Source organism: Phyllobacterium sp. 0TCS1.6A (assembly GCF_026420825.1).
Lineage (GTDB): Bacteria > Pseudomonadota > Alphaproteobacteria > Rhizobiales > Rhizobiaceae > Phyllobacterium.
In genome coordinates this window covers 43035-69201 of the sequence record NZ_JAPMAB010000009.1, presented here as the reverse complement: position 1 = coordinate 69201, position 26167 = coordinate 43035, and the positions used below count along the sequence as shown (strand labels likewise).

The window sequence follows — 26167 nt, the reverse complement described above, 5'->3', positions numbered from 1 at the left end:
TGTCGGGGAGGATAGAATGGTTGAGCGGATAAGCGACGAGCTGATCGTTGAGGAAAACGGACGGCTGCAATCGGCGCAGAAAAGCGACTATGAGGTGCTCGGCGCTCAATTGGCGCGGCGCGGCATCGACATCGAGCAGATAACTGCGAAGGTTGCAGAGTTCTTCGTCGCGGTGCCTTCGTGGGGCGTCGGCACGGGAGGCACGCGTTTCGCGCGGTTCCCGGGGAGAGGCGAGCCTCGCGATATTTTCGACAAGCTGGACGATTGCGGCGTCATCCACCAGCTGACGAGGGCGACGCCCACGGTTTCGCTGCATATTCCCTGGGACAAGGCGGACGTGCAGAAGCTGAAGCAACGCGCCGAGGGATTGGGACTCGGCTTCGATGCCATGAACTCCAATACCTTCTCGGACGCGCCCGATCAGGCCCATTCCTATAAATATGGATCGCTGAGCCATGTCGATGCGGCGACGCGCAGCCAGGCGGTCGAACACAATCTTGAATGTATCGAGATCGGCAAGGCGCTAGGCTCGAAAGCGCTGACGGTGTGGATCGGTGACGGGTCCAACTTCCCCGGCCAGAGCAATTTCGCCAGGTCGTTCGAGCGCTATCTGGATTCCATGGCGCAGATCTACCAGGCGCTGCCGGATGATTGGCGGCTGTTCTCGGAACACAAGATGTTCGAACCGGCCTTTTACTCGACGGTGGTCCAGGACTGGGGTACCAACTATCTTATTGCGCAGACGCTCGGCCCCAAGGCGTTCTGCCTCGTCGACCTCGGTCATCATGCGCCCAATACCAACATTGAAATGATCGTTTCGCGGCTGATCCAGTTCGGCAAGCTCGGCGGCTTCCATTTCAACGATTCGAAATATGGCGATGACGATCTCGACGCCGGCTCCATCGATCCATACCGGCTGTTCCTGGTGTTCAACGAGCTCGTCGATGCGGAGCGGCGCGGCGCTGAGGGTTTCCAGCCGGCGCATATGATCGACCAGTCGCACAATGTGACCGATCCGATCGAAAGCCTCATCAGCAGCGCCAACGAGATTCGGCGGGCCTATGCCCAGGCCATGCTTGTGGACCGCGAGGCACTGGAGGGCTATCAGGACGACAATGATGCGCTGATGGCGGCGCAGGCACTGAAAATTGCCTACCGCACCGATGTCGAGCCCATACTGGCGGAAGCCCGCCTGCGTTCTGGTGGGGCCATCGACCCGATAGCCGCCTATCGCCGGAGCGGCTATCGCGCCAGTATCGGCAAGGAAAGGCCCGCCGCCATTGCCGGCGGTGGCGGCATCGTCTAGCCAAACCTCGCATCTCCCGGTTCATCAACGGCAAAGGCAGCGCCGCGCGCTGCCTTTTTGCATTGACATCCCATGCAGCTTTTGTTCTTATTCTACTATAAGGCACTTTAATCCATAATTATAGAACAATGCAGGGGAACATGATGCAAGCTTTAAAACTCGCGCTGCTGCTCGGAACCGCGATCGTCGCCAGCAATATATCCGCCTTCGCGCAATCCAAGGGCGGCGTCATCAATGTGGCGACCATCGGCGAACCGCCGACGCTGGATGCCATGGCATCGACGGCCGATCTTGTCGGCATCGTCTCGCAGCACATTTTCGAGACCCTGTATACCTTCGACAAGAGCTGGAACCCGACTCCCTTGCTGGCCGCCGCGCTGCCCGAGATTTCGGCGGATGGAAAAGTATATACGATCAAGCTGCGCACGGGCGTGAAGTTCCACGACGGAACCGACATGGATTCGGCCGACGTCGTTGCTTCGCTGAAGCGGTGGACGGAGCTCGCATCGCGCGGCAAGCAGGTCGCTCCGCTGATCACCTCGATCGAGGCGCCCGATGCGGCGACGGTGAAGATCACCCTGAACGCGCCGCATGCGCCGCTGCTGTCGCTGCTGGCCTTCAACAATGCCGCAGCAATCATCCTCCCGAGCGAGAAGCAGCAGAACCCGATGACGGAGCCGGTCGGAACCGGACCCTACAAGCTGAAGGAGCGCAAGCCGGACCAATATATCCAGCTCGAGCGTTTTGACGCCTACAAGTCGATCGAGGGCGAAGAAAACGGCTATGGCGGTGCGCGGCATCAATATCTCGACGAGATCCGCTTCGTGCCTGTACCGGACGCGAACACCCGCGTGGAAGGCGCAGTTTCCGGCCAGTTCGACTATGTGGATAGTTTGCCCGTCGAAGCCTATGAGCGGCTGAAGGGCCAGACCACGGCCGAACCGGTCCTGCTCAAGCCGTTCGGATGGCCGGTCTTCGTCATGAATACCGCGGCCGGTATCACCAAGAACCAGGATATCCGCCTCGCCATACGTGATGCGCTCAGCATGGAAGACATGATGGCGGCGGCGTTCGGCAGCCCCGAATTCTACGCGCTCAACGCCTCGCTCTACCCCGATGGCTATAGCTGGAAGACCGATGCCGGCACCGAGGGCGCCTATAATGTCGCCGACCCGGAAAAGGCCGGCGAACTGATGAAGAAGGCCGGCTACAATGGCGAGCCGATCCGTATTCTCACCAGCCGGCAATATGAGTTCCACTACAAGATGGCCCAGGTTGCGGCCGAATATCTGAAGGCTGCCGGCTTCACCGTCGACATGCAGGTCGTCGATTGGGCGACGCTGACGCAGCGCCGCGCCGACCCCAAGCTCTGGGACATCTATATCAGCCACAGCCCATTCCTTCCGGAGCCCGCGCTGATCGGATCGCTGTCGACCAGCGCCCCCGGCAATTGGGATACGCCCGCACGCAAGGTGGCTGTCGATGCGTTCAACGCGGAAGTCGACCCGCAAAAGCGCATCGCGCTCTGGGCCGAGGTGCAGAAGGTGATCTATGCGGAGGTGCCGATCATCAAGATCGGCGATTTCAACGCGCTGTCGGCCAAATCGCCCAAGCTCGAAGGGTTCACGCCCGCGCCCTGGCCGTACTTCTGGAACGTTTCGCTGAAACAGCAATAGCGCCGCCCGGCGGGCTGGCTGCCCGCCGCATTGCTGCCGCAAGGATTTCGTCAAGCAGATGCTCCGTTACATCATACAACGCTTTATCGGCATGATCATCGTGATGTTCCTGGTGGTGACGATCGTCTTCGTCATCGTCCGGGTGACACCGGGCGATCCTGCTGCCGTGATGCTCGGACCGGAGGCGACGGCGGCCGATATCGCCGCCTTGCGCCAGCAACTCGGGCTCGATCAGTCGATACCGCTGCAATATTTCTATTTCATCGGCAACCTGTTGCAGGGCGATCTCGGTCAATCGATCTTCCTCAATCAGCCGGTGCTGCAGGCGCTGGTGCAACGGGCCGAGCCGACATTCTTCCTGACGGTGTTCTCGCTCGCCATCGCCAGCATCATCGCCATTCCCATCGGCATCTATGCCGCCTATCGGCGCGGTTCCCTGTTCGACCAGGCCGCCACCGCCCTTGCCATGCTGGCGGCGAGCATTCCGAGCTTCTGGCTCGGCCTGATCCTGATGCAGATATTTTCCGTTCGCTTCGGCCTGTTTCCGGTCTCCGGCTATGGTGGGCCGGGAACGGCGCTGCACGAGCGTCTCGGCTATCTGGTCCTGCCGTCCTTCGCGCTGGGCATCGTGTCCTCGGCCCTCATCATGCGCTTCACCCGTGCTTCGATGCTCGACGTGCTCGGCGATGACTATATCCGCACCGCCCGTGCCAAGGGTGTCGAGGAGCGCAGCGTGGTGTTGAAACATGCGTTCAAGAACGCGCTCATTCCCATCCTGACGGTCATCGGCCTCACCGCTGCCGTGCTTGTCTCGGGCGCCGTCGTCACCGAAACCGTCTTCGGTCTTCCCGGCGTCGGCAGTCTTGTCGTTTCGGCCGTGCTGCGGCGGGATTATCCCGTCATCCAGGGCGCGCTGCTGATCATCGCCGCACTTTACGTGCTCATCAATTTTGCCATCGACATGCTCTATCTTCTTGTCGATCCGAGGGTTCGCTACTGATGGCCGATATCTCCACTGCGGCACCGCGAACCGAGCGGGCAAAGTTCCTGAGGACGCTGATCAAGCGCAAGACCGTGCTGTTCGGGCTGATCGTCCTCGTCCTCTTCGTGCTGCTCGCGGCGCTCGCGCCAGTCATAACGCCCTATGCGCCCAACAAGCTTTCGATCGTCAACCGTCTGAAACCGCCGGATGCGCGCTGGCTGTTCGGCACGGATGAGTTTGGCCGGGACGTATTTTCCCGCACCATCTTCGCGGCACGGCTGTCGCTGCTCGTCGGCTTCGCCGTCGTGATCCTGGCATCGGTGATCGGCGTGACGCTCGGCATGCTCGCCGGCTTCTTTCACCGGCTGGATGCGCCGATCACGCGGCTGATCGATGCGATGATGGCATTTCCGGATATTCTGCTGGCGATCGCACTCGTCGCGGCGCTCGGCCCCTCGCTCACGACGGTCATCATCGCGCTCAGCATCGTCTATGCGCCGCGCCTCGCGCGTGTCGTGCGCGCTTCGACGCTGGTAATCCGCGAATTGCCCTACGTGGAGGCGGCGACGTCGCTCGGCATTTCCACCTGGCACATCATGACGCGGCACATATTGCGCAATCTGCTGTCGCCGATCCTGGTGCAGGGAACGTTTCTTTTCGCCAATGCCATGCTTGCAGAGGCGGGTCTGTCCTTCCTCGGCCTCGGCGTCAGCCCCGAAATCCCCACCTGGGGAACCATGATAGCGGCCGGGCGCCAATATATCGGCACCGCCGACTGGATGACGCTTTTCCCAGGCGTCGCCATCGTGCTTGCCGTGCTGTCACTGCAAATGGTTGGCGACGGGTTCCGCGACCTTCTCGACCCACGCCTAAGAAAGGATCTCTGAAATGCAAGCCTCCCCAGCAACCGATGGGCGCCTCCTGGTAACCAATGTCAAACCGGTTGCTTTCGGTCCTTCCACGCCTTCCGGTACCATCGACATCCTTATCGGCGCCGACGGTACCATCGCCGACCATGGGCCGTCGCTCGATGTGCCGGGCGATATCAAGCGCGTGGATGGCGGCGGTTCCTGGATCTCGCCGGGTTGGGTGGATCTTCACACCCATATCTGGCACGGCGGCACGGACATATCCGTGCGCCCGCAGCTTTGCGGTATCGAGCGCGGCGTCACGACGATCGTCGATGCGGGCTCGGCCGGCGAGGCGAATTTCCATGGGTTCCGTGAATATATCATCGATCCCGCCAAGGAGCGCATCAAGGCGTTCCTCAACCTCGGGTCGATCGGCCTTGTTGCCTGCAATCGCGTCAGCGAGTTGAGCGATATCCGTTCGATCGACATCGACCGCACTGTCGCCTGCGTCAACGAGAACCGCGATCACATCGTCGGCCTGAAGGTGCGCGCCAGCCATGTCATTACCGGTTCATGGGGCGTGACCCCGGTAAAGCTCGGCAAGAAGATCGCCAAGATCCTGAAGATCCCGATGATGGTGCATGTCGGCGAACCGCCGGCGCTCTATGAGGAAGTGCTCGAAATCCTCGGGCCGGGCGATATCATCACCCATTGCTTCAACGGCAAGGTGGGCAGCAGCATCATCGAAGATGACGACCTGTTCGAGCTGGCGGAGCGTTGTGCCGGCGAGGGCATCCGTCTTGATATCGGCCATGGTGGCGCATCGTTCTCGTTCCGTGTGGCTGAAGTTGCAATCCAGCGCGGGCTGCTGCCGTTTTCCATCTCCACCGATATCCACCTGCGCAGCCTCAATTTCTCGGTCTGGGACCTCAGCACCACCATGTCCAAGCTGCTCAGCGTCGGCATGCCTTTCGACAAGGTGGTCGAGGCCGTCACCATCTCGCCGGCATCTGCCATCGGCCTGCCGACGGAGAACCTGCTTGCGAAGGGAACGCGCGCCGACTTTACCCTTTTCGATCTTGCCGATTCAGATCTGCGCGTCATCGACTCCATGGGCTACGAAGCACAACTCGACAGGCTTTTCGAGCCGAGGCTCGTCGTTCTCGGCAACGAAACCCATTCCGCGAGCCGCCACCAGCCGCAGAAACCCGAAACATCCGGCGCCATTGCGCCCTATTCTTACCGTTAGGACCCCGTCGTGAATTCCAATTCCGATACGATCGCCGAGACCCAGTCGCCCTATGAGCGGCTGAAGGCGCTCGGCGTGGTGCTGCCGCCACCGCCAAGCCCCATTGCGAACTTCGTCACCCATATCCAGGAGGGCAATCTTCTCTATCTGTCGGGGCAGGGGCCGCGCGAGGATGACGGCTTCCTCCATACGGGCAAGGTCGGGCGGGACGTCTCCGCCGCGGACGCTTACCACCATGCGCGGCTGACAGGCATCAACCTGCTCGCGGTCATGCAATCCGCGCTGGGTGATCTCGGCCGGGTCAAGCGCGTCGTAAAGCTGCTCGGCATGGTCAATGCCATACCTGAATTCGGCGACCATCCTTCGGTGATCAATGGCTGCTCCGACCTATTGATCGAGGTGTTTGGCGAGGCTGGAAATCATGCCCGTTCGGCCGTGGGTTTCGGCTCGCTGCCGGGCAACATCACAGTCGAGATCGAGGCGATCGTCGCCTTGAAGAGCTGACGGAAGATCAGGAATGACCGCGCCAGCCCATAACCGTCTCGATCCGCTCCGCCGACGCCATGACCTCGGCCGTATAGCGTTCCGGGTTCTCGGCGATCTTCTGCTCGGCGAGGACGATCGATATCGTGGCGATGCAGGCGCCCTTGTCGTCGCAGATCGGCGAGGCCACGCAGGCGACGGCGTAATCCGACTCGCCGGCCTGGATGGAAATGCGCGTCTTGAGGGCCTCGCTCGCCGCAGTGGACAGCGCGGCGGGATCGATGATGGCCCGGCCAGTCGGCGAGGATTTGGCGCAATGTTCGAAAAGATCGAGGCGCTCCTGCTCGGGCAGGTGTCCGACGAGAAGCCGGCCGGAAGCCGTCCAGTTCAACGGCACGCGCGTTCCGACGCGCGAGGCGACCTGGAAGTGACCGGGGCCATCGGCCATGGCGAGAACGATCATATGATCTCCATCGCGGCCGCAAACCTGCACGGTCTCGCCGGCAAGGCGGCTCAGATCGTGCATTTCGTGATTGGCCACGTTGAGAAAATCCAGCGACCGACCATAGGCCAGGCCGTAATGGTAGAGCCGCGCACCGAGCCAGACCGTTCCATCCCGGTTGCGGGACAGAAGGTTCTTCTCGACCAGATCGTCGATGATGACATAGACGGTGGAAAGCGGAGCGCCGATCGCCTTGGCTATGGCATAGACGCCGACCGCGCTCCCGGTGTCATAAAGATAGTCGATGACCTGCAGCGCGCGATCTATTCCGCTCACGCGCGAGCGCTTCGCCTTTTGAGAGGCCGCTTCAGTCTGCGCGATGGAAGTGCTGTCCAAGTGTCCGGCTCCCCTTTGGTGAAGGATTCTGGCGAAAGCTATTACATTATTACGGCATATGCCAAAGAAATGGAACTTATTTCCTTGCAATGGAGACCTTCATGACTGATCTGAGCCTGGCACCCGATATTCGCGCAGCGCGGAAACTGCGGCCCGTCATCAACGTCTCCGGGACCATGACGGCATTGGGGGCGTCGATCGTCGTGCCGGAAGCGGTGGCTGCCGTTGCCGCCATCCTGCCGGAATTCGTCGAGATCAACGAATTGCACAAGATCGCCAGTCCCGTCATCGCGCGTCTCACCGGCGGCGAGGCGGGCTTCGTCACGGCGTCCTGTTCAGCCGGCATCACGCTTGCCGTGGCAGGTGCGATGACTGGCGATGATCTGGCTGCCATCGAGCGACTGCCGGATGCGACCGGCCTCAAGGACGAAGTCATCATCCAGACCGGCCAGGTCGTCAGCTATGGCGCGCCGGTCGATCAGGGCATCCGGCTCGCTGGCGCCAAGGCCATCTATATCGGCCAGGCAACCTCCTGCTATCCCTATCATCTCGATGGCGCCATCAATGAACGGACGGCGGCGGCCGTCTTCGTGGTTTCGCACCACACCGTCCAGTACGGGCTTATCGGCCTGAAGCAATTTGCCGAGACCTGCCATGCGCGGGGCGTTCCGGTCATCGTCGATGCGGCGTCCGAATATGATCTGCGGCTGTTCCTGGAACAGGGTGCCGATGTGGTGCTCTATTCCTCGCACAAGTTCCTGGGCGGCCCTACGGGTGGCATCGTCGCCGGTTCAAAATCCCTCGTTCGCAGCGCGTTTCTGCAGAATCGCGGCATCGGCCGTGGGATGAAGGTCGGCAAGGAAAGCATCCTCGGCACGATTGCCGCGCTGGAGGCATGGGAAAAGCGCGATCATGCGGCAATCCGCGCCACCGAAAGCGGCTATCTCGATCTGTGGCAGCGCACCCTTGCCGGCAGGCCGGGCGTTGCCACGGCGCTGGAGCCGGACCCGACCCACAATCCGCTCGACCGGCTGCGCGTAACCATCGATCCGCAGGAGGCGCATATCACGGCCTGGGATCTCGCGGATGCCCTGGCTTCGGGAGCGCGTCCGGTGATCGTTCGCGATCATGAAACCGAGCATGGCTATTTCTACATGGACCCGTGCAATCTCCATCCTGGCGAGGCGGAGATCGTCGCCGCCCGTCTGGACGAGGAGTTGAGCAAGGCGCGCCAGTCGAACGAGATCATCGCCACGCCATATGAGAAACGCTACGCCGCGCGTATCGACAAACTCCTGCAATGGCCGGATTGAGGAAACGCAATGGATAGAGTGACCAGCCCGGTTCTTTCGGTTTCCAACCTGACCACATCCTTCCTGGCGGATGGCAAATGGCGGCCGGTGGTTCGCAACGTGTCCTTCGACGTCGCGCCGCGCGAAACCGTGGCGATCGTCGGCGAATCCGGTTCCGGCAAGAGCGTGACGTCATTGTCGATCATGCGGCTGCTCCAGAAGGACAAGAGCCGCATCGAAGGCCGGATAATGCTCGGCGGCAAGGACATCCTGGCGCTGCCCGAGCGGAGCATGCGCGACGTTCGCGGCAATGACGTCGCCATGATCTTCCAGGAGCCGATGACCAGCCTGAACCCGCTCTTCACCATCGGCCGGCAGATCAGCGAAGCGCTGCTCTGCCACCATGACATGTCGCGGGCGGACGCCAAGGCCGAAACCATCCGTCTTCTGGAAAAGGTGCGCATCCCGGCGGCAAAGGCCCGGTTCGACGAATTTCCGCATCGGTTCTCCGGCGGCATGCGGCAAAGGGTGATGATCGCCATGGCCCTCGCCAGCAAGCCGAAACTGCTGATCGCCGATGAGCCGACGACGGCACTGGACGTGACTATCCAGGGGCAGATCCTCGATCTGATAAAGCTGCTGCAGGACGAGGAGGGCACCTCCGTCCTTTTCATTACGCACGACATGGGCGTCGTCGCCGAAATCGCCGACCGTACCGTCGTCATGTATAATGGCGAGGCAGTGGAAACCGGTGCTACCGCCGATATTTTCCAGCGCCCGCAACACGCCTATACGCGTTCTCTGCTCTCCGCCGTGCCGATTCTCGGTTCGATGCAGGGCCATACAAGACCCTTGCGGTTCCCGGTCGTGGACAAGCTCACCGGCACCTCCGATCAGCCGGTCGAGGCGGCCGACACCGTGCAGGCGGACAAGCCGCCGCTGCTCGAAGTGCGCAACCTGACGACCCGTTTCTACATTCATTCCGGCATGTTCGGCCAGCTGGAGGGACGGGTCCATGCGGTCGAGAACCTGTCATTCTCGCTGCAGCCGGGCGAAACGCTTTCGCTTGTCGGCGAGTCCGGCTGCGGCAAGTCGACGACCGGCCGTTCGATCATGCGGCTGGTGCAGCCACAATCGGGCGAGGTGCTCCTGAACGGACAGGACGTATTGACCATGGACGCAGCACAGATGAAGGCCGCGCGCCGGACGATGCAGATGATCTTCCAGGATCCCTTCGCCAGTCTAAACCCGCGCATGACGGTGGGCGCCGCCATTGCCGAGCCGTTTCTCGAACACCGGCTTGGCTCGCGCTCGCAAGCGCGGGAAAAGGTGAGCGATCTTCTGGAGCGGGTCGGGCTGTCCGCCGATATGGCGGCGCGCTATCCGCACGAGTTTTCCGGCGGCCAGCGTCAGCGCGTCTGCATCGCCCGCGCGCTGGCACTGGATCCGAAGCTGATCGTCGCGGACGAATCCGTGTCGGCGCTCGACGTTTCGATCAAGGCGCAGGTCATCAACCTGCTGCTCGACCTCCAGGCGAGCCTGAACCTGGCATTCCTCTTCATTTCCCACGATATCGCGGTCGTCGAGCGCGTCAGCCACCGCATAGCGGTGATGTATCTCGGGGAAATCGTCGAGATCGGTTCGCGCGCCGCCATATTCGAGAATCCGCAGCATCCCTATACGAAGAAACTCATTTCCGCGGTACCCGTCCCCGATCCTTCGAGGCGTGGCCTGAAACGGCCTGTTTCCAATGACGAGATCAGGAGCCCGGTTCGCCCGCCAGACTTCGTCATGCCCGAGCGGCAATATAGGGAAGTCGCCGCCGGCCATCTCGTCCAGGTCTGAACAGGGCGTATTCTGGAGCTCCGGACGAATACGGACTTGAGCCGTCAGGCGGTTCATGAGATGACAACCGGCATCAATTGACCGTGTCGACATCGGGACCGCCATGACCAAGTCTTTCATCGAACATATTTCGGCAGAATTGGAAGAGCTGAAGGACGCCGGGCTCTACAAATCCGAGCGCGTCATCACCTCCAAGCAATCGGGCAGGATCGAGGTCGCATCCGGCGCAAAGGTCCTGAACTTCTGCGCCAACAATTATCTCGGCCTTGCCGATAATGAGGAACTGGCGGAGGCTGCCAGAGCGGCACTGAGCCGTTACGGCTATGGCATGGCTTCGGTTCGCTTCATCTGCGGCACGCAGGAGGAACACAAGCAGCTGGAAAGCCGCATTTCGAGCTTTCTCGGCATGGAGGACACCATCCTCTATTCGAGTTGTTTCGATGCCAATGGCGGACTGTTCGAAACATTGCTTGGCGAGGAAGACGCGATCATCTCCGACTCCCTCAACCATGCCTCGATCATCGACGGCGTGCGGCTCTCCAAGGCCAAGCGGTTCCGCTACGCCAATAATGACATGGCGGCGCTTGAGGAAGAATTGAAGAAGGCCGAAGGCAGCCGCTTCAAGATGATCGCGACGGACGGTGTCTTCTCGATGGACGGCATTATCGCCAATCTCGGCGGCATCTGCGATCTCGCCGACAAATATGGCGCCATGGTCATGGTCGACGACAGCCATGCCGTCGGCTTCGTCGGCAAGCATGGCCGCGGCTCGCCCGAACATTGCGGCGTCGAAGGCCGGATAGACATCATCACCGGCACGCTCGGCAAGGCGCTCGGCGGCGCGTCCGGCGGCTATACGTCGGCATCGGCGAAAGTCGTCGAATGGCTCCGGCAGCGCTCGCGGCCCTACCTGTTCTCCAACACGCTTGCGCCGGTCATTGCCGCTGCCTCGCTCAAGGTTTTCGATCTCATCGAGAGCGGGGGCGAATTGCGCTCGAGGCTGCAGGCGAATGCCGAGCATTTTCGGCGCGACATGACAAAGCTCGGCTTCACGCTCGCCGGCGCCGATCATGCGATCATCCCGGTCATGCTCGGGGATGCCGCGCTGGCCCAGCAAATGGCCGCACGCATGCTTGAAAAAGGCGTCTATGTGATAGGTTTTTCATTCCCTGTCGTACCCAAGGGACAGGCGCGTATCCGTACGCAGATGTCCGCCGCCCATACGAGCGACGATGTGGCCCGCGCAATCGAAGTCTTCGCCGAAGTCGGACGCGAGCTTGGAATTATCGGAGCGAACTGACATGTCCAACATGATGAAAGCCCTCGTGAAGGCGAAAGCCGAACCCGGCATCTGGATGGAGCGGGTGCCCGTGCCGGAACCGGGGCCGAACGACGTGTTGATCCGCGTCAGGAAATCCGCGATCTGCGGAACCGACGTCCACATCTACAATTGGGATCAGTGGGCCCAGGCGACGATCCCGGTCCCGATGGTCGTCGGCCATGAATTCTGTGGCGAGATCGCCGATGTCGGCTCCGCCGTGACAAAATACAAGGTCGGGCAGCGCGTGTCCGGCGAAGGCCATATCGTGTGCGGCGTTTGCCGCAACTGCCGGGCCGGGCGGGGCCATTTGTGCCGCAATACGCTCGGCGTCGGCGTGCATCGGCCCGGCTCGTTCGGCGAATATGTCTGCATTCCCGAATATAATGTCGTGCCGATCCCCGATGACGTGCCCGACGAGGTGGCGGCGATATTCGACCCTTTCGGCAATGCCGTTCACACGGCGCTGAGCTTCGATCTCGTCGGCGAGGACGTGCTGGTAACGGGCGCCGGGCCGATCGGCATCATGGGTGCCCTCGTCGCCAAGCGATCCGGCGCGCGCAAGGTGGTCATAACGGACATCAATCCGATCCGGCTCGCCCTCGCGCGGCAACTCGGCATCGACTATGTCGTCGATGCGTCGAAGCAGAATCTCGCCGATGTCATGAAGGATATCGGCATGACCGAAGGCTTCGACGTCGGGCTCGAAATGTCCGGTGCCGCCCCGGCCTTCCGCGACATGATCGACAAGATGAACAATGGCGGAAAGATCGCCATTCTCGGCATTGCACCGACGGGCTTCGAGATCGACTGGAACAAGGTCATCTTCAAGATGCTCAACCTGAAGGGCATCTATGGCCGCGAAATGTTCGAGACCTGGTACAAGATGATCGCCTTCGTGCAGGGCGGGCTTGACCTCTCGCCCATCATCACGCACAGGCTGCCCATCGATGAATTCCAGATCGGCTTCGATGCGATGCGCTCCGGCAACTCCGGCAAGGTGGTGCTGGACTGGCAATAGCGCCACCATCCGAAAATGCAGTCATTGCCGTGCGCGCTTCCGATCAGGCGGCTGTCGCTGATCTCAGCTTGCCGATCAGTATGCCTGCTGTCTCCACGGAGGATCCCGGATTCTGGCCGGTGATCAGCAAGCCGTCCTCGACCGCATGGGATGACCAGTCGGCGCCGCTCGAATAGATGCCGCCATTCTGCTTCAGGACGTCCTCGACCAGGAAGGGGACGACATCCGTCAGGCCGACGGCGTCCTCTTCCGTGTTCTTGAAGCCCGTGACTTTCTTGCCCTTGACCAGAGGCGTGCCGTCTTCGGCCTGGACATGCCGCAGAACGCCGGGTGCATGGCAAACGAAGGCGACGGGCTTGCCGGAACGGTACAAGGACTGGATGAGGTTGATTGAATTTCGGTCTTCCGCCAGGTCCCAAAGCGGACCATGGCCACCGGGATAGAAGACGGCGTCGTAATCGTCGTGGGCAACCGACGCGAGCGGCACCGTCGATGCAAGAACTGCTTGCGCGGCGGAGTCGTCATGGAAACGCCGGGTCTGCTCCGTCTGGGAGTCCGGCTCGTTGCTCTTCGGGTCGAGCGGCGGCTGGCCTCCTTTCGGAGATGCGACCGTGACCGTCGCGCCCGCTTCGAGGAAGGTGTAATAGGGCGCGGCGAATTCCTCCAGCCAGAAGCCGGTCTTGCGGCCGGTATTGCCGAGTTCGTCATGCGAGGTGAGCACCATCAGGATGTTCATGTGCTTGATCCTTTCGAATTGCTGTAGCAGCTGTTTGGATGCGTTGATCATGCCTCAGGTTTGATTATTTCGGAAATTTATCTTCTTGATTGCAGATATGTTCCAAGCAATATGACTGAATGAAGTATGACCTGAATCTCCTACCGATCTTCCTGGCTCTGATGGACGAGCGCAACGTTACCCGCGCTGCTCGGCGGCTTGGAATGACGCAGCCAGCGCTGTCCAATGCGCTCAATCGTCTGCGCGATACGTTGCGCGATCCTCTCTTCATCCGCGAGCGCTACGGCATGAAGCCGACGCAGATGGCCGAGGAACTTGCCCCTGTCGTGCGCGCCGCGCTCGCAGGCCTGGACGACGCGATTCTGGGCCAACAGCAATTCGATCCCGCCCTCGCTACCCGTCAGTTTACCGTCGCCCCCAACAGCTATGTCGAATTCGTCCTGATGCCGGTGATCGCCGCACGGCTGCGCGAACAGGCCCCGGGTCTCAGGCTTCGTCTGACGCCATTCGGCAATGATCTTGTCGAGACGGGGGCCATTTCCGGGACGACGGAGATGGTGCTCGGCAGGATCATGGATACGCCGGACAACATGGTCGTTCAGCATCTCATGGATGATGGCCTGGCCTGCGTCGTGCGCAAGGATCATCCGGAAATCGGCGACAGCATATCGCAGGAACAGTACGAGCGGATGAAGCACGTCAATGTGCTGCCTCCCGGCCGGATGCGCACCGGGTTGTTCCAGGCGTTGCAGCAACGTGGCGTCAAACGCGACGTGGCAGTATCGGTGACGCATTTTCTGGCCGTTCCGGAGATGATTGCCGTTACGGACTATTGCGCCACGCTGCCACGGCTGATCTGCGAGCGGCTCCGCCGTGACCGGCGGCTGAAGGTTCTACCTGCGCCGGTCGATCTCGGGAGCTTTCCTGTCGAGCTTGCCTGGCACGTCCGATATCGCAGCGATCCGGCGCATCGGTGGCTACGCTCGCTGATTGGTGAGGTCGCAAGGCAAATCTCGGCGGAGTCCGTATCTGCCTGACCGCTATTTCTGCTTTTGCGTCTCGTCATAGGACTGGCGGCATGCCTCGATGCTGGGCCAGTGCTCGCGGATCCAGGACGTGAAGCCTTCAAGCGCTGGCAGCATGCTCGCCCCCATGCCGGTCAGTTCATATTCCACGCGTGGCGGCACCTCGGGAAAATAGTGCCGTACCAGAAGGCCGTCACGCTCGAGGTTGCGGAGTGTGAGCGTCAGCATTCGCTGCGTGATGCCCTCGATGCCGGTCTTCAGCTCCGAAAAACGCAGCCGATGGCCGGGGGCGATAGCAAGATGCGACATGACGAGTATCGTCCATTTGTCGCCAAGCCGCGCCAGCACGCTGTTGGGTGCGCAGGGTTTGAATTTGGGCCCCCGCTCCGTCAGTTGATAGGGCCTGCCATGCACGAGTTTCTCCAAGCGTATCATCCTTGTGCTCTGGGTTCAGAAATGTGCCGTCTTCAATCGCATTTCCAATAGTATATATGGGTAACCCTTGTTCAACATAGAGGGTTTCTCAGATGTCCAATCATAATCGTCCCATCCTGGTTTTCGGAGCAACCGGCCAGCAGGGCGGTTCCGTATCCGGCGCCTTGTCGAATGCGGGCTGGCGCGTTCGCGCGTTCGTCCGTGACCGGAACGGGCCCAAGGCGCTGGCCCTTCAGGCCAATGGCATCGAGGTGGTTCAGGGTGTGTTCGCCGAGCCGCAAACCATCCGCGATGCGATGTCTGGCGTCCACGGTGTCTTCAGCGTGCAGCCGAGTTCACCCGGAGGCACGGTCACCGACGAAGAGGAAGTCGGCATGGGTATCGCCATCGCCGACCTTGCGGTGGAGGCAGGGGTCAGTCATCTGGTCTATAGCTCGGGCGGCGCTGTCGGCGATGTACCGACGGGAATGGGCCATTTCGACAGCAAGGCGCAGATCGAAGCGCATGTCCGTCAGCTGCCGATCACGGCGACCATCGTGCGCCCGGCATCCTTCATGGAAATGCTGATGATGCCGGGTTTCGGCCTGGATCAGGGACAGTTCAACTTTTTCATGCGGCCGGACCAGTCGATGCAGTTCATCGCAGTCGCGGACATTGGCAGATTTGTCGCCGCAATATTCGCCAATCCTGCCGAATTCGGCGGCAAAACCTTCGAGATTGCCAGTGATCGGGTCACCGGCGGGGAACTGCAGGCGTTGTTTTCCAGAACCGCGGGCCGGCCCATCGCTTACCAGCGCTTTCCGGAGGAGGTACTGGCGGGCAACGCTTTCCTCGCAAAGCTCACTGCGCTTTTCGATGCCGGGAGATTGTCAGGCAAGGCCGATCTCGAAAAGTTGCGGGTGATCAACCCACAGATGACGACGTTTGCCCATTGGCTCGAAACCGATGGCCGCGAACTGTTCCGGCAGGCCTTGGGCACCTCCGGTTCATGGGAATATGCAGACCGGGTGTGACCGCACAAGACGGGCAACGGCATTCACGCCGCTACCTGAACTTTTCCGACGCTCTCTCTGATATCCTTGGCCGGCGATGACCCGAACAGCCGGCCATATTCCCGCGTGAACTGCGGAATGCTCTCATAGCCTACCGAATAGGCCGCATTGCTGATGGCTGCCCCTTCCGAAATCATCATTCGCCGCGCTTCCAGGAGGCGAAGCTGCTTCTGGAACTGCAAAGGAGAAAGAGAGGTGACCGCCCGAAAGTGCTGATGGAATGACGAAAGGCTCATGCCGGCGGCGTCCGCCAGACGCTCCACCGGCAAGGTCTCGGCGTAGGCGTTCCGGATAAGCGCCACGGCACGGGCGATACGGTTGGCGTGGCTGTCGGTAAAGCCGAGCGAGCGGATGCCGGCTCCGTGACGACCGGTCAGCAGCCAATAGTGCAGTTCCCGAACCAGTTGATCTTTCAAGACCGGGATGGAGCTTGGCCGATCAAGCAGGCGCATGAGACGCAGTGCAGTGTCCGCCACCTCCGCTTCGGTCGCATCGACCCGAACGGGAGCACCTGCCTCCGCATTGGCAACGCCGATTTCCATGACGAGCGATTGCGTGACGGCGGGATCGATATCCAGCACCAACGAGTAATATGGTGCACCGATAGTGGCACGCGTGATCTGGCTGACGTTAGGAACGTCGGCCGAAATGAGAAGGGAATCGCCGGCGCCGAAATCGAAGGTCGTGCTGCCCATAATCACGCGCTTGCTGCCCTGCAGCACCATCGCCACGAGTGGCTTCGAGATCGCATATTGCATCTGGCTCGGCGCCGTCGCGCGCATCGCATATAGGCCCGGAATTGGCGTGCGGGCGACGCCGGACCTGTCGGCATGGGCGTCGGCGAAGCGGCGAACGCAATCGAGAAGGTTGCTGCTCATGTTTTCCGTCCGGAGATACTGGATCTGCAAGCATAGTAGAGCGTGAAATGGAGCCTTAGGCAAGTCGGCCTGTGGAATCAGGCAAGACTTCGGGATTTCTTGGCAAAGCACTGCTGGTCCGATCAGGATCTGTTCGGAGAAATAGGCAATGCTTGCCGAGGATCGAGCAACAGAATGGCCACGCCACCTGTCATAAGACCAGGGTCACCAACCCAACTCTTGGATTACAGGGAATTCAGACATGAGCACAGTTTCCATCATCACCGGCGGCAGCCGCGGGCTCGGCCGCAACACCGCGATCAGCGTTGCGCGCCACGGCGGCGACGTCATCGTGACCTACCGCAGCGGCGCGGACGACGCCCGGGCAGTCGTCGAAGAGATCGAGGCCCTTGGCCGCAAGGCGGTTGCCCTACAACTCGACGTAGCGGATGTGGCTTCGTTCAAGGCGTTTGCCGGTACTGTCCGTGAGACACTCTCCTCCATCTGGAGCCGCGATACGTTCGACCATCTGGTGAACAATGCGGGCCAGGGTGAAATGGCGAGTTTTGCCGAGACGACCGAAGCGCAGTTCGACGCACTCTTCGACACCCATGTGAAGGGCGTGTTCTTCCTGACGCAGGCACTGCTGCCGCTGCTCGCAGACGGTGGCCGTATCGTCAATTTCTCCTCGGGCCTCACCCGGATATCGGCTGCCGGCTTCTCGGCCTATTCCGCCGCAAAGGGTGCCGTCGAAATCCTCACGCTCTACATGGCCAAGGAATTCGCTGCTCGCGGCATCACCGCGAATACCGTGGCGCCGGGGGCGATCGAGACCGATTTCCTTGGTGGCGCCGTTCGCGACATGCCGGATCTCAACAGCGAGTTCGCGAGCATGACCGCACTGGGCCGCGTCGGAGTGCCCGACGATATCGGGCCCATGGTCGCCAGCCTGCTTGGTCCTGAAAACCGCTGGTTGACTGCGCAGCGCATCGAAGTCTCCGGCGGGCAGGTCATCTGATCGCCGAGGCTTATGGGGAACCGGCGGCGAACTCGGAGGTTGGGGGCGTTCAGCGAAACGATGCGGTGACATCCAGCTGCAGGAGATGATCGATGAACAGCAAGCACCCCAAAACAGCGACGCCCAGCGACGTCGACCTGAAGCGCAATCCCGGAATCGGGACATCGAAGGGAACGATCCGGGACCGCGACGCGGAGCCAGACGGCGAAAACACGTTTGAAGGCGATGTGGAAAATGACACGACCGCTGCCGGAGGTGTCGACCCCCGGCAACGCGGCAGGCAGAACGAATAGCACTCCTCGGGCGGTGCCATCCGAAGCTGCCTGCAGGTCAGCCTTCGAGCCAGCGCACTTCGTCTTCCGAAAGCTTTATCTGAAGTGCCGCAAGGCTGTCTTCAAGCTCTGCTACCGTTCGTGGTCCGATAAGCGGTATGACCGGGAGCGGCTGGCAGACCACATAGGCAAGCGCGATCTGGATCGGACTGCATCCGCGGTCCTTCGCCAACTGGATCGCCCGATCGCGACGGTCGAAATTTCGGTCCGAATACCAGACGCGGACGATCTCGGCGTCATCGCGCTTGTCGCGACCGGCCTTGTCAGTGAAAAAGCCGCGTCCCTGGCTCGACCAGGCGAAGTTCGGAATCTGCCGGGCATTCAGCCACTCCTTCCACTCGGCGTCGGAAGCAGCGACACAACCGTCCCAGATCGGGTCCAGCATCTCGGCCAGCGAGAAGTTGTTGGACAGCGCCGCAGGCGCGGTCTTCCCATTCGCATTGGCATAGCTGATAGCCTCGTCCATCCGCTCGCGCGTCCAGTTCGAGCCGCCGAAAAAGCCGCGTATGCGTCCTCGTCTGGCTTCCGCATCCATGGCATCCACGAACTCGCCAACGGGGATGTCCGGATTGTCGCGATGCATGAAATAGAGATCGACATAGTCCGTTTTCAGTCGCTCCAGGGTCCGGTCCAACTGCTTGGCGATGACATCCGGATAGCAAAGCGGAGAATGTGCGCCCTTTCCGATCACGACGATGTCGTCTCGGGGCACCTTGCGGCTGGTGTGCCAGTCTCCAAAAATGCTCTCTGTCTTGCCTCCGGCGTAGATATAGGCGGTGTCGAAGACGTTGCCACCGGCTTCATAATAGGCATCGAGCGTCAGTGATGCGGATGCAAAGTTGGAAAAGAACTCAAATCCGAGTGCCGCTGCCGCAAGCGGCTTGGCGAAACCGGGGAGCTGGCGCCTTGGAAGCGTATTGCCGGGCTGGACAGGCGCGCCAGCGATATTCGTGACGCGCCTGGCAGCCGTCTCGACGTCGTATTCGAGGCCGATCGATGCCCGCCATTGATCGAGAACGCGCAGATTGCCAAGGGAATCCGCCGCGCTCATGCCCGGGGATGCAAACTCGGTCTGGCCGGCACGGACAGCTTCGGCCACGGCGTCCACCTCAAAGGAATAGAGGTAGCGTTTTTCTTCCACTTCGATCGTTCGCCGCTCTTCGCCATTGATAATGTCGATAAGGCCGACGCCGCCTTGCCGGCCGGAGGCGAACCAGAAATCCTTGACCTCGATGGAACCTTTCGAGCCGATGATGCGCAATGTATTGTCCTGCTGCGCCATGATCGAGCAGGATACCTCGGCGATGATGCCACTATCGAACTTCAGTACGGCCGACGCCCATTCATCGACGCCGGAAGCGCCGAGATTGCCGACACCGGAGACGGCAACGGGATCGAGGAAGGGCTTGCCCTCGGCCGCCCCTGCCAGCAAGCGCACCATCGAAACCGGATAACCACCGACATCGAGAATGCCGCCCCCTGCCATGTCATTGGCAAACAGGCGATGTTCGGGACGAAAACTACCCATATTGAAGCCGAAACTCGAACGAATGATGCGCACGTCGCCGATCGTGCCTTGCCTTACCAGTTCGACGATCCGCAGCGTCTGCGGATGGAAGCGGTACATATAGGCTTCGCCGGCGAAAACGCCGGCCTTCCTGGCCTCATGGAAGATGACATCGGCATCGAAGGCCGAGAGCGACATCGGTTTCTCGATCAGCACGTGCTTGCCCGCGCGGATGGCCTTGATGGCCCATTCGGCATGCCCCGTATGTGGCGTCGCGATGTAGACCGCATCGATATCGGCCCCGGCAAGCAGCGCTTCGTATCCCTCTACGACGCGCGCGCCCGGAAATGCTTCGCTCAAGCCTGGCTTGGAGGCATCCCGGGTGGCAATCGCCACGAGGCTGCCCGTCTCGGAATGGGCGATGCCTTCCGCGAAAGTTCGCGCGATGGTGCCGGGGCCGATAATGCCCCAGCGGATCTTCTGCTGTGATGTCATTGGTTTTCCTTTTGGCTAGTCCTGGGAGGAGGGGATGGGATCAGCGCAGCCGGTTGCCTTGCGCGTCGAAGAGAAAGCTTCGCGCCGCCGAAAGCCCGATAGTGAGGCGGTCGCTTTGGCCGGCATGGCGCGATTCCGGCCTCTCGATGATGAGCGATTCATCGGCGAGGGTAGCGTAGACGTAGCTCGTGTGGCCGAGATGCTCGGCGACATCGATGCGCCCGGTCAGGTCGGCGTCGCCGGCGCCTGCATCGAGGAAGTGCTCGGGCCGGATGCCGAGCGTGACCTGCGATCCTTCCGGTATCGCGCTCGACAAAGGGAGCGTCAGCTTGACGTCCGGGTCCGCGACAAGCGAGATGGTGACGCCGGAATCCCGCCGCTGTTCGACTTTCGCCTTGAGGAAGTTCATCTTGGGCGAGCCGACGAACCCGGCAACGAACTGGTTGGCCGGGTTGTCGTAGAGATCGAGCGGCGCGCCGACCTGCTCGATGCGTCCCGCCCGCAATACGACGATCTTGTCCGCCAGCGTCATCGCTTCCGTCTGGTCATGGGTGACGTAGATCATCGTCGTTCCGAGCTGCTTGTGCAGCCTCGATATCTCGACGCGCATCTGCACCCGAAGCTCGGCATCCAGATTGGACAGCGGCTCGTCGAACAGGAACACCTGCGGCTCGCGCACGATGGCGCGTCCGATCGCGACACGCTGGCGCTGCCCGCCGGAGATCTGGCCGGGGCGTCGATCCATCAGATCGTTGATTTGCAGGATGTTCGCCGCATGCGCAACGCGGCGCTCGGTGTCCTGCTGCGGATTGCCGCTCATCTGCAGGCCGAAGGAAAGGTTCCGGCGCACGGTCATGTGCGGATAAAGCGCGTAGGACTGGAACACCATGGCTATGCGCCGCTCCGACGCCTCCACATCGTTGACCGTCGTGCCGCCGATCTCGATGGTTCCGTCCGATATGTCCTCGAGCCCCGCGATCATGCGCAGCAGCGTCGACTTTCCGCATCCCGAGGGGCCGACGAAGACGACGAATTCGCCATCGGCTACTTCGAGGTTTGCACCGTGAATGACCTCGTGGGTTCCAAACCGCTTGATGACATTGGTAAGTGTGAGTCCGGCCATGCTGCCTCCCGTTACTTGACGGCCCCGGCTGCGATGCCGGAGATGAAATGACGTTGCAGGAAGATGAACACGACGAGCATCGGCGCGGTCAGGAGTACCGCTCCCGCCATGATGCCTCCCCAGGAGACCTTTGTGAGACCGATCAGCGTGCCGAGCGCTACGGGAGCGGTCATCACGCCCGGCCGCGAATTGATCAGAAGCGGCCAGAGATAATTGTTCCAGGAAGCCAGGAAGAGGATGATCGACAGGGCGGCCATGGTCGGCCGCGCCAGCGGCAGGGCGATATGCAGGAAAATGCGCCATTCCTTCACGCCTTCTACCCGGGCGGCGTCGAAGAGTTCCGAGGGCATCATCGAGAAGGATTGCCGCATGAACAGGACGCCGAGCGAATTGAACAAGGGCGGCACGATCAGCGCCACCCAGGTGTTGGCCAGCTTGAATTCCCGTGCCACCATGATGAATTGCGGGATCACCACCACGGCAAAGGGAAGCGTGATCGTGCCGAGGATGATGGCGATGACCACGGAGCGGCCGGCGAAGCGATAGCGTGCGAGGGCCCAGCCCGCCATCGAGGTCAGCATGACCGACAGGACGGTGTAGATGACGGCGACGGTGATCGAGATGAACATTGCCCGCAGGAAATTCGTATCCGACTGCAGGTTATTGAAGTTCTCGACGAAGTTCGTTGATGGCCAGAGCACGATTTCCGGGCTGAAAATACCGTAATCCGGCGTCGTGGAGAACACGAACATCATCCACAGCGGAAACAGCCAGATGATCGCGAGTGGCGTCAGCGCTGCATGGAGAACAAGCTTGCGCATCATCAGCGTGCGGGACTTGGACTTCATTTCGCCTCCCTCCCTACTAGTAGATTGAGCAGCGAGAAAGCCACGGCCAAAGCGGCAATCGTATATGCTATCGCTGATGCATAGCCGAAATTGAGCGAGGTGAAGCCCTGCCTGTAGAGCAGCAGGCCAAGCGTTTCCGTTGCGCCGCCCGGACCGCCGCGATTGGTGATCAGGAAGGGCTCGGCGAACAGTTGCATCGTGCCGATGATCGAAAGCACGACGCAGAACAGAATGATCGGTTTGAGCAATGGCAGGGTGATGTGGAAGAACTGCTGTATCTTGCTGACGCGGTCGAGGGTCGCGGCTTCGTAGACGTCGCCGGGAATGGATTGCAGGCCGGCCAGGATGATGATGGCGTTGTAACCGGCCCACCGCCATGTCACGGCGATGATGACCAGCGCCATGGCTGCCGTCCCATTGTCGAACCATGAGACGGGCGCCAGGCCGGCAACGCCGATCAGCTTGTTGACGATGCCGAAATCGATGGAGAACATCAGCCTGAAGACCGCCGCATAGGCCACCTCGCCGACAACTACCGGCGCAAAGAAGGCGAAACGATAGAACGGTCTTGCCTTCAGCAGCGGCGAATTGAGCAGCACGGCCATGATGGTTGCGAGTGCAATCATCACCGGCACCTGGACGACCAGGATGATCAGCGTGTTGTAGAGCGCGTTATAGAACGCCGGATCGGCGACCAGGCGTCCCCAGTTGGCGGAAGGATTGAACTTCCACGGATTGACGCGCGTGTTCTGGAACGAGATCAGAAACGAACTTATGATCGGCCATAGCCAAAAGGTCGCGAAGATCAAAAGATAGGGGGCGAGGAACGCATAGGCGATCCTGTTGCGCAAGAGCATCATCTTCTCCCATCACCGAGTTTCAATGAAATGGACCTGACCGGCATTGTTTCATGCCGGCCAGATACGCTCATTCCGCTGTGGGAAGTCCGGTTGCCGTTTCGATCTGCTTGGCGGCGTCGTCCAGGGCTGCTTTCGCATCGGGATAACCGTTGGCGAAATATTTGGTCTGGACGGCCTGGTAGATGGAATCAGCGTCGGACTGGAAGGCGGTGCCCCTGGCCGGTACGATTTTCGGCAAGGTGGCAAGAATGTCGGACCAGATGGCCTGGCCGCCCCAATAGGGCTGCGGTTCCTTGACGAAAGGATCGTTGACGGCGCTCAGAAGCGAGGGAACGAGGCCAAAGGATTTCAGCATCGCGACCTGGCCCTCATTCGTGGTCAGCGCATATTCGATATATTTCCAGGCGGCGTCCTTGTTCTCCGATGCCGCGCTGATCGCGAGCGACGATCCGCCGAGATTGGCGGCGCGCGGCCCATCGGCCGTCAGGCTCGGCATCTGATAGACGCCCCATTTGCCGGCGAGATCCGGCGAACCGGAGCGAATGGTGCCTTCGTACCAGGCGCCATACATCTGGCTGGCGGTCTTGCCCGCGGTATTCGCCTGAATCTTTTCGTCCCAGATCGCAGCTGTGATGATGCCGGCATCCTTCATCTGCTTGAGCTTTTCAAGGGTTGCGACGCAGGCCGGGCGATTGATCGTGATGCTCTGGCCATCTGTCGAAAAGTAACCACATCCCTGCTCGTTGGAGATCATGCGGAACCATTCGCTGTCGCCGTTGAAGTCGGCCTGCGCCATCACCGTGCCGGGATTGGCCTCCATCACCTTCTTGCCTGCCACGATGAAATCGTCCCAGGTCTTGATCGTCGCGGGGTCGACGCCGGCCTTTTCGTAGAAGTCCCGGCGATAGAACATGGCAACCGGCCCCGAATCCCACGACATGGCATAGGCCACGCCATCGACTTCGAGCTCGGTCCGCTTGAATTCCGGGAAAAGCGCCTGCACTTCGGGCGTATAGCCCAGTTCCGTCAGATCGGTGAAACAGTCCGGAAACCGGTTCCAGAACACTTCCGCCTCAAAGTTTTCAATGGTTACGATATCAGGCAACCCGTCACCGCCAGCGGCACAGGCGGCAAGCGCCTTGTCGAAGACCTGGTCGTTGCCGAGATCCTCGATCGTGACCTTGATGTCGGGATATTTCTTGTTGAAGCCTTCGAGCGTGGATTTCAGCGCCGAGGCGGCGACGTTCCAGCTCCAGATCGTTATGTCGGTGGATTGCGCGGCGGCAGGAACTGCCCAGACAAGCGCGAGCGAAACCGCCGCGCCGAGGAACTTGACGCACATTGAAAACCTCCCTTTTCAATTGCCGTTCTGATCGAACATGGGCAGATTAGCGGCAAGCGGATATTTGTCTCGTACAATGGGAACATGAATTTGGCAGAAAGTAAGGTCGGCGAGCGAGCGATTTACCACCCCGGAGCCAGCAGCATCGAAGGCTTTCCGACCACGCTGCAGTTGTTCCACGGCCATCCGCCGATCATGCTTCGACCTCACTGGCACGCGCAAATCGAGGTGAACTACATCATGCGCGGATCAGTACATTACCGCATGGGCAGCCATGATCTGCAGCTCGACGCCGGCCAGATGTGCCTCTTTTGGGGCGGACAGCCGCACCAGATGGACCGATCATCCGACGATTCGATCTATGCCGGTGCACATCTGCCGCTCGTCTATTTCTTCCGCATGCGCCTTCCGGCCGCTGTATCGGGCATGCTGATGCGCGGCACCACGATGCTGACCTCCGCGACGGACAACGCCGACGACGAGAATTTCCCCCGCTGGTATCGCTATGTGACTTCCGGCGACACATTGAAAGCCCAACACGCGGTGGAGGAGCTTCTGCTGCGTGTCGAACGGATGTTTATCGAGCATTATTCCATCGTTTCGTCCGACAACAGGATCGTGAACGACAATCCGTCGGTTTCGCTTTCGGACAGCGTTGTGCGCATGTGCGACTTCATCGCCGACAATTTCCTCGAGGAGATCGATGCCGGCGATATCGCGTCTGCCGCCAGCCTTCACCCGAAATATGCCATGAACCTGTTTCGGAAGACGACGGGCATGACCTTGATCAAATACCTGACACTGCTCAGGCTTTCCCGGGCGCAGGCCATGCTGGTCAGCGGCAATGGCAGCATCCTGCAAATCGCGATGGATAGCGGCTTCGGCTCGGTCAGCGCCTTCAACAAGGCTTTTCGGCTGATCGCCGGCATGGCGCCCTCCGACTTCCGCCGTGAAGTCCGCTCCGCCGCGGTTTGACCTTCGAGCGAGCTATTCGGCAGTTGCAAGGTGGCCATCGCCCCTGCTCATGACGCGGCGATCGCCTTGACCTGTTTTACCGTCGCATCGAAGAATGCCTGGGCGAGGGCCTGGTCGTTTACGGCGCGTGCGAGCGTCATCGCTCCGACCATGATGGAGAGAATTGCCATGGCCTTGCTCTCTATCTCCCCATCGCCACTTTCGGAAATCATGCGCTCGAGTATGTCGAGATATGTCTTTATTCCCGCTTCAAAAGAAGCCTTCACGGCGCTGCCCTGCCTGGCGGCATCCGAACCGAGTGCAACGACAGGACAGCCATCCATCTTTTCGTTCTGATGTTCGGGACTGAGGTAAAACGCGATAACTCCGCCAAGCGAATCCATCGGTTTTGCTGTTGCTGCCGCCGACCATTGCTGTGTCGCGCTTTCCAAGGCCCGGGCTGAGGCCTGTGCGATGAGATCTTCCTTGGAGGCGAACTGCTTATAGAACGCCCCCTGCGTCAGACCGGCGGCTTCCATCAATCCCTTCAGGCCGATTCCATCGAAGCCATGCTCTCTGAAGAGACGGCTTGCAGTTTCAATCACCGCTTGGCGGTTTTCCGATGCTTGAACCCGACTGACACGCATGGTGACCTTCTTTCAATTAGATGGTGTTCGAACTCTATAAATGATGGGCTGCTGCCATGCAAGTTCTTGCCGGTC

At 60.7% G+C, this 26167-nt stretch carries 25 protein-coding genes; 15 read left to right on the top strand and 10 right to left on the bottom strand.

Translation table 11 applies throughout. The features are described 5' to 3' along the window. Positions 1-16 precede the first annotated feature (16 nt). From rhaI to OSJ75_RS18055, 6 genes are all read left to right on the top strand, one after another. The gene (gene rhaI / locus OSJ75_RS18080) at positions 17-1306 is read left to right on the top strand and encodes an L-rhamnose catabolism isomerase (protein ID WP_267229000.1); all 1290 of its coding nucleotides are present in this window, start codon (positions 17-19) and stop codon (positions 1304-1306) included. A gap of 143 nt (positions 1307-1449) precedes the next feature. Next, complete coding sequence (locus tag OSJ75_RS18075) at positions 1450-2982, top strand: ABC transporter substrate-binding protein (protein WP_250019531.1); 1533 nt, start codon at positions 1450-1452, stop codon at positions 2980-2982. Positions 2983-3040: 58 nt separating this feature from the next. Continuing rightward, a complete protein-coding gene (locus tag OSJ75_RS18070) occupies positions 3041-3982 on the top strand; it encodes an ABC transporter permease (RefSeq protein ID WP_250019532.1) in 942 nt (313 codons plus the stop codon). Next, positions 3982-4851, top strand: coding sequence for an ABC transporter permease (locus OSJ75_RS18065; RefSeq protein WP_250019533.1), 870 nt, complete (start codon positions 3982-3984; stop codon positions 4849-4851). The genes OSJ75_RS18070 and OSJ75_RS18065 overlap by 1 nt, the downstream gene beginning before the upstream one ends. A 1-nt stretch (position 4852) precedes the next feature. Further along, positions 4853-6064, top strand: coding sequence for an amidohydrolase/deacetylase family metallohydrolase (locus OSJ75_RS18060; protein ID WP_250019534.1), 1212 nt, complete (start codon positions 4853-4855; stop codon positions 6062-6064). Between the two features lie 9 nt (positions 6065-6073). After that, entirely contained in the window at positions 6074-6568 is a 495-nt protein-coding gene (locus tag OSJ75_RS18055) for a RidA family protein (RefSeq protein WP_250019535.1), read from the top strand. Between the two features lie 7 nt (positions 6569-6575). Here OSJ75_RS18055 and OSJ75_RS18050 read toward each other — a convergent pair whose 3' ends face one another. Further along, the gene (locus OSJ75_RS18050; RefSeq protein ID WP_250019536.1) at positions 6576-7385 is read right to left on the bottom strand and encodes an IclR family transcriptional regulator; all 810 of its coding nucleotides are present in this window, start codon (positions 7383-7385) and stop codon (positions 6576-6578) included. 116 nt (positions 7386-7501) lie between these two features. On the opposite strand from OSJ75_RS18050, the gene OSJ75_RS18045 reads away from it, so the two are divergent. The 4 genes from OSJ75_RS18045 to tdh all read left to right on the top strand — a co-directional run bounded on the left by OSJ75_RS18045 (position 7502) and on the right by tdh (position 12861). Next, on the top strand, positions 7502-8698 hold the full coding sequence (locus OSJ75_RS18045) for an aminotransferase class V-fold PLP-dependent enzyme (protein WP_250019596.1): 1197 nt from the start codon (positions 7502-7504) through the stop codon (positions 8696-8698). Between the two features lie 9 nt (positions 8699-8707). Continuing rightward, on the top strand, positions 8708-10522 hold the full coding sequence (locus tag OSJ75_RS18040) for an ABC transporter ATP-binding protein (protein ID WP_267228999.1): 1815 nt from the start codon (positions 8708-8710) through the stop codon (positions 10520-10522). 103 nt (positions 10523-10625) lie between these two features. Then, entirely contained in the window at positions 10626-11822 is a 1197-nt protein-coding gene (locus tag OSJ75_RS18035) for a glycine C-acetyltransferase (protein WP_267228998.1), read from the top strand. A gap of 1 nt (position 11823) precedes the next feature. Beyond that, positions 11824-12861 carry an L-threonine 3-dehydrogenase gene (tdh, locus tag OSJ75_RS18030; protein WP_267228997.1) on the top strand — a complete coding sequence of 346 codons (1038 nt, stop codon included), beginning with the start codon at positions 11824-11826 and terminating at the stop codon, positions 12859-12861. Between the two features lie 43 nt (positions 12862-12904). Here the strand turns inward: tdh and OSJ75_RS18025 are convergent, their stop codons facing one another. After that, positions 12905-13597: a type 1 glutamine amidotransferase domain-containing protein gene (locus tag OSJ75_RS18025; protein WP_267228996.1), complete on the bottom strand. Its 693-nt coding sequence runs from the start codon at positions 13595-13597 to the stop codon at positions 12905-12907. A 119-nt stretch (positions 13598-13716) separates the two neighbouring features. Here OSJ75_RS18025 and OSJ75_RS18020 point away from each other — a divergent pair, with 119 nt between their 5' ends. Continuing rightward, positions 13717-14634 (top strand): LysR family transcriptional regulator, encoded by a 918-nt coding sequence (locus tag OSJ75_RS18020; protein ID WP_267228995.1) that lies wholly within the window; start codon positions 13717-13719, stop codon positions 14632-14634. 3 nt (positions 14635-14637) lie between these two features. Here the strand turns inward: OSJ75_RS18020 and OSJ75_RS18015 are convergent, their stop codons facing one another. Further along, positions 14638-15048: a winged helix-turn-helix transcriptional regulator gene (locus OSJ75_RS18015; RefSeq protein ID WP_267228994.1), complete on the bottom strand. Its 411-nt coding sequence runs from the start codon at positions 15046-15048 to the stop codon at positions 14638-14640. A gap of 101 nt (positions 15049-15149) precedes the next feature. Between OSJ75_RS18015 and OSJ75_RS18010 the strand changes: the two genes are divergently transcribed. After that, positions 15150-16070 carry an NmrA/HSCARG family protein gene (locus OSJ75_RS18010; RefSeq protein ID WP_267228993.1) on the top strand — a complete coding sequence of 307 codons (921 nt, stop codon included), beginning with the start codon at positions 15150-15152 and terminating at the stop codon, positions 16068-16070. A gap of 23 nt (positions 16071-16093) precedes the next feature. Here OSJ75_RS18010 and OSJ75_RS18005 read toward each other — a convergent pair whose 3' ends face one another. Beyond that, a complete protein-coding gene (locus tag OSJ75_RS18005) occupies positions 16094-16987 on the bottom strand; it encodes an AraC family transcriptional regulator (RefSeq protein ID WP_267228992.1) in 894 nt (297 codons plus the stop codon). A 241-nt stretch (positions 16988-17228) separates the two neighbouring features. Here OSJ75_RS18005 and OSJ75_RS18000 point away from each other — a divergent pair, with 241 nt between their 5' ends. Continuing rightward, entirely contained in the window at positions 17229-17984 is a 756-nt protein-coding gene (locus tag OSJ75_RS18000; protein WP_267228991.1) for an SDR family NAD(P)-dependent oxidoreductase, read from the top strand. Between the two features lie 92 nt (positions 17985-18076). Then, a complete protein-coding gene (locus OSJ75_RS17995; protein WP_250019546.1) occupies positions 18077-18277 on the top strand; it encodes a hypothetical protein in 201 nt (66 codons plus the stop codon). Between the two features lie 37 nt (positions 18278-18314). Here the strand turns inward: OSJ75_RS17995 and OSJ75_RS17990 are convergent, their stop codons facing one another. From OSJ75_RS17990 to OSJ75_RS17970, 5 genes are all read right to left on the bottom strand, one after another. Next, positions 18315-20318 carry an aldo/keto reductase gene (locus OSJ75_RS17990; protein WP_267228990.1) on the bottom strand — a complete coding sequence of 668 codons (2004 nt, stop codon included), beginning with the start codon at positions 20316-20318 and terminating at the stop codon, positions 18315-18317. Positions 20319-20358: 40 nt separating this feature from the next. Then, the gene (locus tag OSJ75_RS17985; protein WP_267228989.1) at positions 20359-21441 is read right to left on the bottom strand and encodes an ABC transporter ATP-binding protein; all 1083 of its coding nucleotides are present in this window, start codon (positions 21439-21441) and stop codon (positions 20359-20361) included. Between the two features lie 11 nt (positions 21442-21452). After that, positions 21453-22289, bottom strand: a complete 837-nt coding sequence (locus OSJ75_RS17980) for a carbohydrate ABC transporter permease (protein ID WP_267228988.1) — start codon at positions 22287-22289, stop codon at positions 21453-21455. Then, positions 22286-23146, bottom strand: coding sequence for a carbohydrate ABC transporter permease (locus OSJ75_RS17975; RefSeq protein ID WP_267228987.1), 861 nt, complete (start codon positions 23144-23146; stop codon positions 22286-22288). The genes OSJ75_RS17980 and OSJ75_RS17975 overlap by 4 nt, the downstream gene beginning before the upstream one ends. A 70-nt stretch (positions 23147-23216) precedes the next feature. Then, a complete protein-coding gene (locus tag OSJ75_RS17970; RefSeq protein ID WP_250019551.1) occupies positions 23217-24491 on the bottom strand; it encodes an extracellular solute-binding protein in 1275 nt (424 codons plus the stop codon). An 84-nt stretch (positions 24492-24575) separates the two neighbouring features. On the opposite strand from OSJ75_RS17970, the gene OSJ75_RS17965 reads away from it, so the two are divergent. Next, positions 24576-25466: a helix-turn-helix domain-containing protein gene (locus OSJ75_RS17965; protein ID WP_267228986.1), complete on the top strand. Its 891-nt coding sequence runs from the start codon at positions 24576-24578 to the stop codon at positions 25464-25466. A 47-nt stretch (positions 25467-25513) separates the two neighbouring features. On the opposite strand, the gene OSJ75_RS17960 is transcribed toward OSJ75_RS17965, so the two are convergent. Further along, complete coding sequence (locus tag OSJ75_RS17960; protein WP_250019597.1) at positions 25514-26092, bottom strand: TetR/AcrR family transcriptional regulator; 579 nt, start codon at positions 26090-26092, stop codon at positions 25514-25516. Positions 26093-26167 lie beyond the last annotated feature (75 nt).